This is a genomic window from Sphingomonas sp., assembly GCF_031372575.1.
Classification (GTDB): Bacteria; Pseudomonadota; Alphaproteobacteria; order Sphingomonadales; family Sphingomonadaceae; genus Sphingomicrobium.
Genome location: NZ_JANMLM010000005.1, coordinates 1 through 14,229 on the forward strand (window position 1 = coordinate 1; position 14,229 = coordinate 14,229).

Here is a 14,229-nt window from a genome sequence, read left to right on the forward strand (position 1 = left end):
CGCGCTCATCCCCTCGGGCCAGTAATTGGCGCCCGAAAAGCCGTCCTCGGCGTCATGGTCGTAGGCGTATCCCTTGCCGTAGCCGACCTGCTTCATCAGCTTGGTCGGGGCGTTGACGATGTTCATCGGCGGCATCAGCGATCCCGTTTCCTTCGCGCTCCGCCAGGCCGCCTTTTGCGCCGTGTAGGCGGCGTTGGATTTGGGGGCGGTGGCGCAGTAGAGGCAGGCCTGGACGATCGCCAGTTCGCCCTCGGGGCTGCCGAGGAAGTCGTAGGCATCCTTCGCGGCGAGGCATTGCACGAGCGCCTGCGGGTCGGCGAGGCCGATGTCTTCCGACGCAAACCGCACCAACCGGCGGAGGACGTAGAGTGGCTCCTCGCCCGCGGTCAGCATCCGCGCCATGTAATAAAGCGCCGCCTGCGGGTCGGATCCGCGCAGGCTTTTATGAAGCGCGGAGATGAGGTTGTAATGGCCCTCGCGATCCTTGTCGTAAACCGCCACGCGGCGCTGGAGGAATACAGCCAGTTCGGCCGGGCCGAGCGGATCGTCGATCCCCACATCGAACAAGGTCTCGACCTGGTTGAGCAGGAAGCGGCCGTCGCCGTCGGCGCTGGCGATCAGCGCTTCGCGGGCGTCGGGCGTGACGGGGAGGGCGCGGTCGACCTCGGCCTCGGCGCGGGTAACGAGCTTGTCGAGCGCGAGGCTGTCGAGGCGGTGGAGGATCAGCACCTGGCAGCGCGACAGTAAGGCGGCGTTGAGTTCGAAGCTCGGGTTTTCGGTAGTCGCGCCGACTAAGGTCACGGTGCCGTCCTCGACGAACGGCAGAAAACCGTCCTGCTGGGTACGATTGAAGCGGTGAATCTCGTCGACGAACAACAAGGTGCGTTGGCCCGCCCGCGCGGCAATCTTGGCCTCGGCGAAGATTTTCTTGAGGTCGGCGACGCCCGAGAACACCGCCGAAATGGCGACGAACCTCAGCCCCACCGCGTCGGCGAGCAGGCGCGCAATGCTGGTCTTGCCGGTGCCTGGCGGGCCCCACAGCACCAGCGACGACAATTTCCCCGCTGCGACCATCCGCCCGAGCGCGCCCTCGGGGCCGGTGAGATGTTCCTGCCCGACCACCGCATCGAGGCCTCGTGGGCGCAACCGCTCGGCAAGCGGCGCGCCGGGGGCAAGCGCGGACTCCTGCGGATCGTGCAGCGCGTCGGGGAACAGGTCGGTCATTCCCCCTGCAATAAGCGCCCCGCGAAAAAGTTTCACCTGCCCACTTGCAAAATATTATCTGAGATATATCTTAGACGCATCTTGAAAGGATACACACATATGCACGCTCACTGTAATACTGGCCGCGAAGGCCGCCACGGCGGTCGCGGCCGCCGCTTTGGAAAAATCATGTTCGCAATGGGCGGACCCGGCGGCTGGGGCGACTTCGGTCGTGATTTCGGACGCGGTTTCGGGTCGGACTTCGGATCGGACGGCCCGCGCGGTGGCCCCGGCGGGCCCTACGGACGAGGGGGCGGTCGACGCCGGATGTTCGGCGGCGGCGAGCTTCGCCTGCTGCTGCTTAAGCTGATCGCCGACGAACCTCGCCACGGCTATCAATTGATCAAGGCGATCGAGGATCTGACCGGCGGCGATTATGCGCCGTCACCGGGTATCGTCTATCCGACCTTGTCGATGCTCGAGGACCAGGGGTTCGTCAGCGAAACCCACTCACCCGATTCCAAGCGCACGTTCGACGCGACCGACGACGGCCGCGCCTATCTGGCCGAGAATCAGGAGGAGGCCGACCGGTTGATCGAGCGGCTGACTGCGATGAATCAGGCCAAGACCGAGCAACGCCCCGAAATCGGGCGCGCGATCGGCAACATGATGCACGCGCTCAAGAATCGCGTGTCGCGTGACGGCTGGAACGAGGATCTGTTGAAGGACGTGGTCGATATCCTCGACGAGGCCGCCAAGAAGATCGAGCGGCTGGACTAACTCAGCTCGGCAGCCAACGCTTGCCATAAAGTGCGTCCATCCGGGCGCGGCGCTCGATCACGCGGGTGTAGAGTTTCATTACGTCCGCGTTGATCGTGTCCCAGTCGCGGGTCTTGGCAAAGTCGAGGCCCGCGGCGCCATGCCTGGCCCGCAGCGCCGGGTCGCCGGCGTACCGCGCTAATGCCTCGCCATATTGGTCGGGCTCGAGCGGATCGACGAGGATGCCGGTCACCCCGTCGCGCACCAGGCTGGTCGCGCCGGTGGCGGAGGCGGCGACGACCGGCAGGCCGCACGCCATCGCTTCCTGCGTAACATTGCCGAACGCCTCGGTAATCGAGGGATTGAGGAACACGTCGGCGCTGGCCAGAGCGACCGCGAGATCGCCGCCGGTCTGCTGGCCGACGAACACCGCGTCAGCGGGCAAATTCTGTTCGAACCAGCCGCGCGCTGGCCCCTCGCCGATCACCAGCACGCGGTGGGCAACCCCGCGCTTGACCGCTGCGTCGATCGCCTCGACGAACACGTCGAGCCCCTTTTCCATCACGATCCGGCCGAGGAAGGCGACCAGCATTTCATCGTCGCCGATGCCCTGACTGCGGCGCCATTCCAGGCTTCGGCGATCGGGGTTGAACTGGGCGCGGTCGACCCCGCGGCTCCAGATGGTGATGTCGCGGCTCATGCGCTGGGCATAGAGCACCGCTGCAGTCGATTCGGCGGGCGCGACAATCGCATCGCAGCGGCGGTAAAAGCGCCGCAGGATCGCGCGGAAGGTCGGTTCGAGCCAGCTCAGCCCATAATATTGCAGATATGTCTCGAACCTTGTGTGGACCGACGCCACCACCGGAATGCCCTTGGCCCGCGCCCAGGTCACCGCCCGGTGGGAGACCACGTCGGGGCTCGAGACATGGACGATGTTGGGCGCGAACGCCTCGAGATCGGCGCGCACTTCTTTGCTCAAAGACGAAGGAATGCGATATTCAGGCCGCCTCGGGATCGCCACCGACGGCACGTTGACCAGGTCGCCGGTCGGCGGGAAAGCCGGCTTGTCGCGCACCGGAGAATAGACCCGAACGTGCGCGCCTTGCTTAAGCAAATAACCGACCAGCCGGTTAAGCGCCTGATTGGCCCCGTCGCGGACATAATTGTAATTGCCCGAGAACAGGGCGATGCGCAGGTCGCTCGGCTCCATCGGCGGGGTCTTAGCGGGCTGGCCGGCAAAGGCAAAGGAGGCAGATGGCGGATCTCAAGCAATCGATGGCCCCGGTCGGTGCGGTCGATGCGCAATTGCTGATCCTCGGCAGCTTGCCGGGCGACGCGTCGCTGGCCGCGCAACGTTATTATGCCCACCCGACCAACCAGTTCTGGCGCTTGCTCGGCGCTGCGATTGGCGAGGGGCTGGCGGGGCTAGACCCAGAAGCGCGGCTCATGCGGCTGGCAGAGCGGCGGATCGCCTTGTGGGATGTGCTCGCCGATGCGACCCGCGCCGGGAGCCTCGACAGCGCAATCCGCGATCCCCGCGCTAACCCGCTGGTAGCTTTCGTCGCTACCCACCCGAAGCTCAAGGCGGTCGCGTTCAACGGCAAGACTGCTACCAAACTCGGTCGCCGCTTGCTCGGCGATGCCTCCGATGTGGCGCTGATCGACCTTCCGTCGTCGAGCGCCGCCTTTACTCGCCCTTTTGACGAAAAATTGCGCGACTGGGCGGCGCTTGGCGACTTTGCAGGGTGAACGATTTCGGCCACAGTGGGTCGATGACCGAACCGCAGACTGACGTTGATGACGCCAAAGCGACACCCAAATTGTCGATGGTCGACGAGGCGTTGGTCGCGGGCAATATCGCCAATACCAACGGCCTGCTGGTGATCCTCGCCAAGCTCGTCGCTCGGGGGATTTTCGACGCTGACGACCTCAAGGCCTTTTCGGACAGTTACTCCAAGCCGCTCGACCATGAAGGCATGCGCGAAAATGAACTGGTCACCCAGATGCAGGACCAGATGGAATCGACATTGGCCGAGCTGATGCGCTTCCTTGCCGAGCATAATTGAGCCGATGCCCGCGTTGACCGATCTCGACCGGCTTGAGGCCGAGAGCATTCACATCCTGCGCGAAGTTGCGGCCGAGGCCGCGCGCCCGGTGATGCTCTATTCGATCGGCAAGGACAGTGCAGTGATGCTGCATCTGGCGAAGAAGGCGTTCTTCCCGTCGCCCCCGCCATTCCCTTTGCTCCACGTCGACACGACGTGGAAATTTCGCGCGATGTACGATCTTCGCGACCGCGTCGCGGCGGAGGCCGGGATGGAGCTGATCGTGCACACCAATGCCGACGCCAAGGCACGCGGGATCAACCCGTTTGATCATCCCGGCTTGCATACCGATTTGTGGAAGACCGTCGGGCTGAAGCAGGCGCTCGATGCGGGGGGCTATGACGCGGCGTTCGGCGGAGCGAGGCGTGACGAGGAGAAAAGCCGCGCCAAGGAACGCATTTTCTCGTTCCGCTCGGGCGCGCACGGCTGGGACCCCAAGACCCAGCGGCCCGAATTGTGGAATCTCTACAACGCCCGCATTGCCCCGGGGGAGAGCATCCGCGTCTTCCCGCTCTCCAACTGGACCGAGCTCGACGTGTGGCGCTACATCGAACGCGAGGTTATTCCGGTCGTCCCATTATACTTTGCCGCGCCGCGCCCAACCGTGATCCGCGGGGGCATGATCCTGATGGTCGACGACGACCGCTTCCCGCTGGAGGGCGAAACCCCGGTCGAACGAACGGTCCGTTTCCGCACCCTCGGTTGCTATCCGCTGACCGGCGCGGTCGAGAGCGAGGCGACCACTCTGGCCGACATCATCGCCGAAATGCGCGCTTCGACCAGTAGCGAACGGCAGGGCCGGGCAATCGACCATGACGGCGCGGGATCGATGGAGCGCAAGAAGAAGGAGGGGTATTTCTGATGCCCGACCTATTGCGGTTCATCACTTGCGGCAGCGTCGACGACGGCAAGTCGACGTTGATCGGGCGCTTATTATACGACAGCAAGGCGGTTCTCGACGACCAGTTGAGCACGCTCGAAACCGATTCAAAATCAGTCGGTACCCGCGGCGAGCAAATCGACTTCGCCTTGCTGGTCGACGGCCTTACCGCCGAGCGCGAGCAGGGCATAACGATCGACGTCGCTTACCGATACTTCGCGACCGACAAACGCAGTTTCATCGTCGCCGATTGCCCGGGGCATGAGCAATATACCCGCAACATGGTGACCGGCGCCTCGACCGCCGACCTCGCGATCATCCTGCTCGACGCGCGCGCCGGGGTGATGACCCAGACCCGCCGCCACTCGCATCTTTGCCATCTGATCGGGGTCAGGCATTTCGTCCTTGCGGTGACCAAGATGGACCTGGTCGATTACGACCAGGCGGTGTTCGAGCGGCATGCCGCCGACTATCGCGCCTTCGCTGCGTCGATCGGGATCGAACAGGTCACTGCTATTCCCACGTCGGGCGTCAACGGTGACAATGTGGTGGCCAACACCGACGCCATGCCGTGGTACGATGGCCCGGCGTTGCTCGATCATCTCGAGACGGTGCGGCTCGACAGCGACACCTCCGCGCGTCCGTTCCGCTTGCCGGTCCAGCTGGTCGCCCGCCCCGACGCCAGCTTCCGCGGGTTTGCCGGACTGGTCGCATCGGGCAGCATTGCCACCGGCGACGCGGTGCGGATCCTCCCCTCGGGCAAGACCAGCACAGTTGCGCGGCTGCTGGTCGGCGACCGCGACGTCGATCGCGCTCAGGCCGGCCAGTCAGTCACGCTCACGTTGACAAGTGAGGTCGATTGCTCGCGCGGCGACGTCATTGCCGCCGCGGCCGATCCACCCGAGGTCGCCGACCAGTTCGAAGCGTCGATCGTGTGGATGGCCGACGAACCTTTGCTCCCCGGCCGCGCTTACTGGCTCAAGCTTGCCACCCAGACGGTGTCAGCGACCATCGCCGCGCCCAAATATGCGCTGGCGATCGACAGCAACGAACATCTCGCCGCCAAGACGCTCGAATTGAACGACATCGGCGTCGCCGAAGTCACCACCGATCGCGCCTTGGTGTTCGAACCTTATGCCGACAATCGGACGCTGGGCGGGTTCATCCTGGTCGATAAATTGACCAATGCCACCGTCGCCGCAGGGATGCTCCACTTCGCGCTCCGCCGGGCGCACAACATCCACTGGCAGGCGCTCGATGTGACCCGCGAGGCGCACGCAAGGCTGAAGCAACAGAAGCCTGCGGTGCTATGGTTCACCGGGCTCAGCGGCGCGGGTAAGTCGACCATCGCCAACCTCGTCGAGAAAAAGCTTCATGCGCTGGGGCGGCACACCTTTTTGCTCGACGGCGATAATGTCCGCCACCGGCTCAACAAGGATCTCGGTTTTACCGACGCCGACCGCATCGAGAATGTCCGCCGCGTCGGTGAAGTCGCGCGGCTGATGGCCGATGCCGGGCTGATCGTGATCACCGCCTTCATCTCCCCGTTCCGCGCCGAACGCGCGATGGTGCGGGCGATGTTCCCCGGCGGCGAATATGTCGAAATTTTCGTCGACACCCCGCTGGCCGAAGCCGAGAAGCGCGACGTCAAAGGGCTTTATGCCAAGGCGCGGGCCGGCGAGCTGGCCAATTTCACCGGCATCGACAGTCCCTACGAGACGCCCGAGGCGCCCGACATCAGGATCGATTCAACGATGCTCTCACCCGAGCAAGCCGCCGACCACATTGTCGACTTCTTGTCGCGCCGGGGCTGATCAGGGCTGGTTTCAGCCTTGGCTCGCCGGGTGGCGCGCGGCGTACAGGCCGAACCCGACAATCACCGCATAGCAGAGCGCCGGCAGCGCGAGCGCAATCGCCAGGCTGCCCGAGGCATCGGCGATCACCCCGGTCGCCAATGGCACCACCGCGCCGCCAAAAATGGCGATGTTGATGATCCCCGATCCGTCGGCCGCGCGGTCGCCCAATTGCTCGCACGCCAGGCTAAAGATCGTCGGGAACATGATCGAGTTCATCAGCCCGATTGCGAGCAGGCTGTAGGCCGACATCGTGCCGGTGGTGTTGGCCGAGATCAGGATCAGGGCGATGGCGCCAATCGCGACCCCGGCGAGGATCTTGCCCGGGCTCATGATGCGCAAAATGTACGAACCGATGAACCGGCCGACCATCGCGCCGCCCCAATAATACATGATATATTTGCCGGCTTCGGAATCGCTCACGCCGAGCACGTGCGATTGCATCAGATAATTGACGACCAGTGAGCCGATCGCCACTTCGGCGCCGACGTACAGAAAGATGCACAATGCCCCGAGCCCGAAACGTGGGCGCTTGAGCAAGGTGAAACCGGCGAGCGGCGAGCTTTGCTCATGATGCTCGCCCTTCAGCCGGTTGCGGAACAGAAATACCGCCAGCGCGATCACTGCCAGAGCGATTGCCAGCGCAGTGTAGGTGCGGACGATCATCGTCGTTTCGGCAGTTCGATAGGCGTCGAGCGCGGGCCCCGACAATTCGCTCGCGGTGACGGTCGCCAGTCCGCCAAGGATCAAGGCCGATCCTACCCGCGGGAAGATCGTCGTGCCCAGGCTGTTGAACGCCTGCGCGAAGGTCAGGCGGCTATGCACCGTCTTGGCCGGCCCGAGCAGGCTGATCAGTGGATTGGCGACGACCTGGACGATCACCACCCCGCTTGCCAGCACGAACAAGGCAAACAGGAACAGGCCGTAGGTCGCGTTCTGCGAGGCGGGGATGAACAATAGGCAGCCGACCATCATCGTCAGCAATCCGGCCACCGCGCCGCGCATGTAGCCAATTTTCTTGACCAGTTGCGCGCCGGGAATGCCGATCACCAGATACGCCGTGAAGAAACAGAATTGGACCAGCATCGCCTGCGTGTAATTGAGCGTGAACAGCTCCTTCAGCTTGGGGATGATGACATCGTTGAGGCTGGTGATCCCGCCGAAGATGAAGAACAGGGCCATGACGAACAGGCGCAATTCGGGTGCGTCGCTACCCTGGTCGGAGGCGGCGCGATCGGGTGCCTGGGTGGAGGTTACGGCCATGAGACTGATTTCCTTCTAAAACGGACCCTGGCAGCTCGACGGGCCGGGTTCGGGAACGATCCTAAGAGATTTGAGGCGAAGCGCCACCGGCGAGTCGGCATGCAGGCTGAGCTTGGCAATCGGGGCATCGGCGAGGCAGGCGAGCGGGATGCGCGCGGTGCGATAGCCCTTATCGGCGGCGAGCTTGAGCGTCGATTCGAGCGCGACCGTGCGGGTTGCGCCGAGCGTCACCGGGCCCGTCGGCGGGGTCACCAAAGCGAACACCAGTTCAACGCTGCCGACGCGCCCCACCGGTGTCGCGAGCGCGATGTCGAGGTCGCCTTTGGCGGTGAAGTCGATCGCGCGTCCGTCTTCCTGCGCCGTGAGGTCGAACGCGCCTAGCTTGACCGCGCCCGATGGCGAACTTCCGATCCAGCGCTGGATTGTGCGTTCGCCCGATGCGTCGCGCGCAACCAACGTCACGCCGCGGCCCGGGGTACGCGCGAACAAGGTCGTCACGCTCGGCGCACCGGCGATGGCGCGACAGCTGGCGGCGAGCATCGGCGTTGACGCGGGAGCGGCGTAGCTCGGGCCGAAGCCTGCCGCGAACAATGCCGCGCTGCCCGGGGCGCAATCGGCGGGCCAGTCGAACGACAGGCGTCCGCTGAAATCCTGGCGCGGCTGGCCGTCGGCGGTGCCGATCAGCACGTCGGCGACGCCTTGCCCTTCGCTCCCCGGAAGCCAGGCGGCGACGAACGCGTCCGCTGCGCTGATCTCTCGGTTGACCCACATCGGGCGGCCCGAGAGCAGCACCGCGACGGTGCGGATCCCGGCTGCCTTGAAGCGCTTGAGCAGCGCCAGTCCTTCCTCATCATCGAACCGATGATCGAGCCGGTCGCCCATGAATTCGGCATAAGGCGGCTCGCCGAATATGACGATCGCGACATCGGGGCGGGTGTTGAACTTGCCGTCGGCGGAGAGCGCGGCGCGCCCACCAGCTGCGCCAACCGCTTGCGCAATACCCGCGCTGATCGACGTCGCGCCGGGGAAGTTGGCATTGGTCAGATCGCCGCCGCCCTGCCAGCTGATCGACCAGCCGCCCGATTGCGCCGCGATGCTGTCGGCGGCCTTGCCCGCGATCAGCACGCTGGCGCTGGCCCGGATTGGCAACACGCCATCATTCTTGAGCAATACGAGCGACTTGCGCACTGCCTCACGGGCGATGGCGCGATGCTCGGGCGATCCGATCGCGCCCCATTTGCCGCCGAGCGAGCGCGCCGATGGGCGTGGCCGCTCGAACGCCCCGGCGCGCAGCTTGAGCGCGATGATCCGCCCCGCCGCTTCGTCGATCCGCGCCATCGGGATGGTCCCGTCGCGCGCTTGCGCAATCAGGGTGGTGTAGAGCGCCTTCCACTCCTCGGGCACCATGTAAATGTCGAGCCCGGCCAGTAGTGATTGCGGGCAATTGGTGTTGGTGCAGCCGGGGATCTGGCCGTGGCCATTCCAGTCGCCGACCACCACGCCATTGAACCCCATGGTCTCGCGCAGCAGGTCGGTCAGCATGGCGTGATTGCCGTGCATCTTGACGCCGTTGATCGAGTTGAACGACGCCATCACGCTTTGCGCACCGGCAGCGATGGCGGGCGGGTAGGGCGCAGCGTGGACCGCCTCGATCTCGGCCAGCGATCCGGCGGTATCGCCCTGGTCTTTGCCGCCGGTGCCGCCGTCGCCGAAGAAATGCTTGATCGTCGCGATCACGTGGCGGTCGTCGAGGAAGTCCGGCGTGCCTCGGGTGCCTTGCAATCCCTCGACCATTGCCGTGCCGAGCGCCGCGACCAGCCGCGGGTCCTGACTGTAACTTTCGTAGGTCCGCCCCCATCGTGTATCGCGCGCCACTGCCAACGTCGGTGCGAACGCCCAGTCAATCCCGGTCGCCGCGACTTCGGCCGCCGTGGCCTCGCCGATGCGCCGCACCAGTGCCGCATCGCCCGCCGCGCCAAGCGCAATATTGTGTGGGAAAATTGTCGCGCCCGGGACATTGTTGTGGCCGTGCACCGCGTCGGTCGCCCACAGCATCGGTATTACCGGCTCGCCGCCCGGCAGCGGCTGCTGCGCCGCGTCCCACATCGCATCGGCCAGCGCCAGCCACGCCGGTGCAAGCGCCTTGTCGTCGCCGCCCGGGCCGCTGTTGCCACCGTTGAGGATCGACCCGAAGCGATAGGTGGCGACATCGGCCGGGGTGATGGTCGAAATGTCTGGCTGGATCAGCTGCGCGACCTTATGTTCGATCGACATCTGCCCGACGATGTTGGCGGCGCGTTGCTCGATCGTCGGGGCGGGCACAGCCGTGACCGGCGCCACGGGTTGGGCGACACAGGCCGGAAGGATGACCAGCGCGGCGACGCAAGCAAGCAGTCGTCCGATCATTTGGCTGCTGCGCCTTTTTGATAAACACGCACGTAATCGACCTCCATTCGCGCCGGGAAGGCGTTGGCGTCGATCCCTTTCTGGCCGCCCCAGCTGCCGCCGACGGCGATATTGAGCAGCAAGTGCATCGGCCGGTCGAACGGCCAGCGGTCGCGCCCCTTGGCGACGTTCTTGAGCATGAACTTGGGTTCGTCATCGATCCCGGTGACGATGAACTTGTCGGTCCACAACAATTGGTAACGGTGGAAAGCGGTGCACGCATCGGGAACGGTGAACGCCTTGGTCTGCTCACTGCCGCTATTGAAATTGAAGGCACTGGTGATCAGGGTCTGGTGGATCACCGTGGGTTCGAACCCGACATGTTCCATGATGTCGATCTCGCCGCCGTCGGGCCACTTCACATTCGGGTCCTCGGGCAGCATCCAGATCGCCGGCCAGGTCCCGCGACCGCACGGAATCTTGGCGCGGATCTCGTAGAAACCGTAGGTCCAGCTGGCGCGGCCGTTGGTGAACAATCGGGTCGATGTGTAACGCTGCCCGCCAAAGTCGGGAAAGCGCGCCTTGTCGAGCGCTTCGGCCCGCGCCTCGATTACCAGCCGGCCATTTTCCAGCCGCGCATTTTCCGGGCGGCCGGCGGCATAATATTGCTTTTCCTGATTGTACCAGCCGGCCGCATTGCGGTGCGTGTCATAGGCCCATTTCGACAGGTCGATCGCGGTGCCATCGAATTCGTCGGCGAACACCTTGGTGTAGCCGGCGGGGGCATGATCGGGCTCGACCGGTGCAACCGGCTGGGCGCTCGAGCCTGCCGCGATCCCCAGCAATGACAGGCAGCACAAACGGAATGACGGCATTTCGCTACTCCTCCCCTGGTCCGGCGCCCCGGGAAAGGAAGCGGCGGACCGAGGCGTACAGGCTTACAGCTTCAGGCGGACGCGCGCGCCATAAGTGCGCGGCCGGGTGAAGAAGCGGGTATTGTCGAACTGGGTGATGATGATCGCGGACTCGTGAATGGCGTTGGTCAGATTGTTGATATAGCCCTCGACTCGCACCTTGCCGTCGCGGCCATGCGAGTAACCTGCGCCCAGATCGAACGTCCAGTAACCATTGACCTTGTCATCGAGCCGGCGCCGCGGATTGTCCGGATTCTGGAAATCCTCACCGTTGAAGATCGTCATGAACTGCGACGAGCGATAGCCCGCCGACAGGACATAATCGGCCTTGCCGCTGCCAACGTTGAAGCTCTGACCGAGCGACGCATTCATCTGGAACCGCGGGGTGCGCGGCAGGCGCTTGTTGGCAATCGACTGGAACACCGCTTCGTCGGGCGCAACGTCGGCCTGGAAGCGGAAATCCTGGATCTCGCGCGACTTCTTGATCTTGGCCTCGAGCCACAAGGCGTTGACGTCGAGGTTGATGTTGTACGGCAACTGGATTCCAGCTTCGATATTGGCCCCGTAAATTGCCGAGCTGGCGGCATTGTAACTGTACGAAATGACCAACGCGCCGCTGCTGTTGGGCGGCAGCGATGCCCCCGGGATATTGCTCAGGTCAAGCGCCTGCGCCACCGACAGCAACGACGTCAGCACCTGGTCCTTATACTGGTTGTAGAACAGCGAGCCGTTGACCTTGGTCCGCATGCCCCCGAGGTAGAAGATGTTCTTCGACCCCAGCTCGTACAATGTGACCTTTTCCGGCTTGTAGGTCGGGGCGACACCAAGGTCGCCGAGGTTATCGTTGAACCCGCCCGATTTGTGGCCGGTGGTGACGAGGGCATAGACCAAAGACTTGTCGCCAAGGTCATATTCGCCGCGCAGCCGCCAATCGACGAACTTCTGGTGCATCTTGCCCGTCTGCCGGAAAATCTGGTTGGCGAACGGCAGGGCGTAAGTATATTGGCCGCTCGGCTCGAAGCCGTTGCAGACCAGGCCGTCGCCGGTGATTGTATCGAAGCACAACGGCACGCCGGGGACGGTCCCGAAATGGCCGGGCACGATGCCGTTGGCGAAGATGTCGTCGATATTGTCGCGCACGCCGAACTGCTGAACGCCGTTGAGATAGAAGGCCAAGGCCTCGTCATCCGACACGGTGCCATTGCCATTGGTATCGGGGTTGAAGATGGTCCGGTTGCGACCGGCGAACTGGAACCCTTCGGTGCCGACGCGGACCCCCAGGCAGCAGTTGAAATTGCCGTCGCCAATGGCGAAGCCATAGCGCGCCGCCACGCCTTCGCGCGACTTGCGATCGTCGGTAAAGCGGATGCCCGCGGTCAGCCGCGCTTTGGGCGTTACCGAATAGGTTGCGTCGGCGAACAGGCCATAGCTCTTGGCGTTGACGTCGGGCATGTTGAACTCGACGCCCTGGAAGAACGGCCCGCGATCGCCGGTCGAGGCGAGGAAGGCATATTGGTCTTCCTTGAAGAAATTCGCACCCACGCTCCAGATCAATGGACCCGAGTCATTGTGCAGCCGAAGTTCGTGATAGTGCGACTTAGAATCGGTCAGCGATTCAAAGCGCGAGAAATTGTCGAGCTCTTCCTCGAGCGTCCCGGGGAGCACCGCCAAATTGTCGAGCACGCCGGGATAATTGGGCGAGATTGGGGTGGTTGCCTTATAATCCGAATTCACATGGCGGTAGCTGCCAACATAATCGAGCTTGGCAAAACCCATGTCGTAGGTCGCCTCGAACCGCACGCCCCAATGCTTGATGTTGAGGTCGGGCGTGATCCCGCGGGCGATGACCTCACGCGGGTTTTTGATGTCGTCGGGGTCGATGCCATTGCCAAGCGGATTGGCGTAATTGGTGCCGGTCCAGCCGGTGCCGGTTTCGTGCATATAATCGGCGGCCAGCAGGAAGCGCAATTTGTCGCTCGGCTTCCACAGGATTTGTGCACGCGCGGCGCTATTATCCTCGGCTTCGGCAACCCCGATGTCGCGCACCGGGCCGACATTCTTGTAATAACTGTCATGCGCCAGCGCGAGGCCCGACAGGCGGATCGCGGCGGTGTCGCCAAGCGGGATGTTGAGCATCCCGCGCACGACCTTCTGGTCGTAATTGCCATATTCGCCCTCGATCTCGGCGTCCCATACGCCCAGTCCCGGTTTCCAGGTGATGACGTTGACCGATCCGGCGGTGGCGTTGCGGCCACGCAAGGTGCCCTGTGGCCCGACGTTCACTTCGACCCGCTGGATATCGAAAAAGGCCGATCCGATGCCGGCCGGACGCGGCAGATAGACGCCATCCCAATGAGTCGCTGCGGCGGGGTCGCCAAGCTCGGTATTGTTGCTCGACCCGATGCCGCGAATCCACACTTCGCGGTTGACGCCATTGTTAGCCACGGTCAGCCCGGGCAGGACATCGTTGAGATCGGAAATATTCTGGATGCCGCGCTTTTTCAGGTCATCGCCCGAAAAGGTCGCTGCCGTGCCAGCATAGCTTTGCAGCGTCTGCTCGCGGCGTTCCGCAGTGACGACGATCGCATCTTCTTCATCGTCCTGGGCGGCAGCGGGGTCGACCGGTTTGCTGGCCGAGTCCGCGACCGGTTCGGCGGGCGCCGGCGCGGCGTCTTGCGCCTGAGCAGTGGACGCCGCCAGAAGTGCGCCGAACGATACGCCCAGCACAAGCGTGTTACGAAGCTTTCGCATGATGCCCCATCTCCCCAAAAATTGATGGTCGGTATTCCGACTCGATTTTGTAACATATCAAAATTGTGAACGCTCACAATAGCTAAATGTGAGCGCTCACAAACTATCTTCATTGA

At 63.8% G+C, this 14,229-nt stretch carries 11 protein-coding genes; 5 read left to right on the top strand and 6 right to left on the bottom strand.

Annotated features, from left to right (window positions below):
* Positions 1 to 1,224, bottom strand: a 1,224-nt coding sequence (locus tag RMN73_RS00250; RefSeq protein ID WP_309601312.1) for a replication-associated recombination protein A, incomplete at its 3' end; no start/stop codon positions are given.
* A 99-nt stretch (positions 1,225 to 1,323) separates the two neighbouring features.
* On the opposite strand from RMN73_RS00250, the gene RMN73_RS00255 reads away from it, so the two are divergent.
* A complete protein-coding gene (locus tag RMN73_RS00255) occupies positions 1,324 to 1,983 on the top strand; it encodes a PadR family transcriptional regulator (protein ID WP_309601313.1) in 660 nt (219 codons plus the stop codon).
* 1 nt (position 1,984) lies between these two features.
* Here the strand turns inward: RMN73_RS00255 and RMN73_RS00260 are convergent, their stop codons facing one another.
* A complete protein-coding gene (locus RMN73_RS00260; protein WP_309601314.1) occupies positions 1,985 to 3,172 on the bottom strand; it encodes a glycosyltransferase family 1 protein in 1,188 nt (395 codons plus the stop codon).
* Between the two features lie 44 nt (positions 3,173 to 3,216).
* Here RMN73_RS00260 and RMN73_RS00265 point away from each other — a divergent pair, with 44 nt between their 5' ends.
* Genes RMN73_RS00265 through cysN form a run of 4 tightly spaced genes read left to right on the top strand, consistent with a single transcriptional unit; the run spans position 3,217 to position 6,761 of the window.
* Positions 3,217 to 3,711 carry a DNA-deoxyinosine glycosylase gene (locus RMN73_RS00265; RefSeq protein WP_309601315.1) on the top strand — a complete coding sequence of 165 codons (495 nt, stop codon included), beginning with the start codon at positions 3,217 to 3,219 and terminating at the stop codon, positions 3,709 to 3,711.
* Positions 3,708 to 4,028 carry a hypothetical protein gene (locus RMN73_RS00270; RefSeq protein ID WP_309601316.1) on the top strand — a complete coding sequence of 107 codons (321 nt, stop codon included), beginning with the start codon at positions 3,708 to 3,710 and terminating at the stop codon, positions 4,026 to 4,028. The genes RMN73_RS00265 and RMN73_RS00270 overlap by 4 nt, the downstream gene beginning before the upstream one ends.
* Positions 4,029 to 4,032: 4 nt before the next feature.
* Positions 4,033 to 4,929, top strand: a complete 897-nt coding sequence (cysD, locus tag RMN73_RS00275) for a sulfate adenylyltransferase subunit CysD (RefSeq protein ID WP_309601317.1) — start codon at positions 4,033 to 4,035, stop codon at positions 4,927 to 4,929.
* Entirely contained in the window at positions 4,929 to 6,761 is a 1,833-nt protein-coding gene (cysN, locus tag RMN73_RS00280) for a sulfate adenylyltransferase subunit CysN (RefSeq protein WP_309601318.1), read from the top strand. Before cysD ends, cysN begins: the two co-directional genes overlap by 1 nt.
* Before the next feature lie 12 nt (positions 6,762 to 6,773).
* Here cysN and RMN73_RS00285 read toward each other — a convergent pair whose 3' ends face one another.
* From RMN73_RS00285 to RMN73_RS00300, 4 genes are all read right to left on the bottom strand, one after another.
* Positions 6,774 to 8,063, bottom strand: coding sequence for a sugar MFS transporter (locus RMN73_RS00285; protein WP_309601319.1), 1,290 nt, complete (start codon positions 8,061 to 8,063; stop codon positions 6,774 to 6,776).
* Between the two features lie 15 nt (positions 8,064 to 8,078).
* Positions 8,079 to 10,469, bottom strand: a complete 2,391-nt coding sequence (locus RMN73_RS00290) for a glycoside hydrolase family 3 N-terminal domain-containing protein (protein WP_309601320.1) — start codon at positions 10,467 to 10,469, stop codon at positions 8,079 to 8,081.
* Complete coding sequence (locus RMN73_RS00295) at positions 10,466 to 11,323, bottom strand: glycoside hydrolase family 16 protein (protein ID WP_309601321.1); 858 nt, start codon at positions 11,321 to 11,323, stop codon at positions 10,466 to 10,468. The genes RMN73_RS00290 and RMN73_RS00295 overlap by 4 nt, the downstream gene beginning before the upstream one ends.
* Positions 11,324 to 11,386: 63 nt before the next feature.
* Positions 11,387 to 14,113: a TonB-dependent receptor domain-containing protein gene (locus RMN73_RS00300; RefSeq protein WP_309601322.1), complete on the bottom strand. Its 2,727-nt coding sequence runs from the start codon at positions 14,111 to 14,113 to the stop codon at positions 11,387 to 11,389.
* Between the last annotated feature and the right edge of the window lie 116 nt (positions 14,114 to 14,229).

Excerpts from the sequence above, each read along its gene's own strand:
- RMN73_RS00255 (WP_309601313.1), top strand. The coding sequence starts at position 1,324 with ATGCACGCTCACTGTAATACTGGCCGCGAAGGCCGCCACGGCGGTCGC.
- RMN73_RS00260 (WP_309601314.1), bottom strand. The coding sequence starts at position 3,172 with ATGGAGCCGAGCGACCTGCGCATCGCCCTGTTCTCGGGCAATTACAAT.
- RMN73_RS00265 (WP_309601315.1), top strand. The coding sequence starts at position 3,217 with ATGGCGGATCTCAAGCAATCGATGGCCCCGGTCGGTGCGGTCGATGCG.
- cysD (WP_309601317.1), top strand. The coding sequence starts at position 4,033 with ATGCCCGCGTTGACCGATCTCGACCGGCTTGAGGCCGAGAGCATTCAC.
- cysN (WP_309601318.1), top strand. The coding sequence starts at position 4,929 with ATGCCCGACCTATTGCGGTTCATCACTTGCGGCAGCGTCGACGACGGC.
- RMN73_RS00285 (WP_309601319.1), bottom strand. The coding sequence starts at position 8,063 with ATGGCCGTAACCTCCACCCAGGCACCCGATCGCGCCGCCTCCGACCAG.
- RMN73_RS00290 (WP_309601320.1), bottom strand. The coding sequence starts at position 10,469 with ATGATCGGACGACTGCTTGCTTGCGTCGCCGCGCTGGTCATCCTTCCG.
- RMN73_RS00295 (WP_309601321.1), bottom strand. The coding sequence starts at position 11,323 with ATGCCGTCATTCCGTTTGTGCTGCCTGTCATTGCTGGGGATCGCGGCA.
- RMN73_RS00300 (WP_309601322.1), bottom strand. The coding sequence starts at position 14,113 with ATGCGAAAGCTTCGTAACACGCTTGTGCTGGGCGTATCGTTCGGCGCA.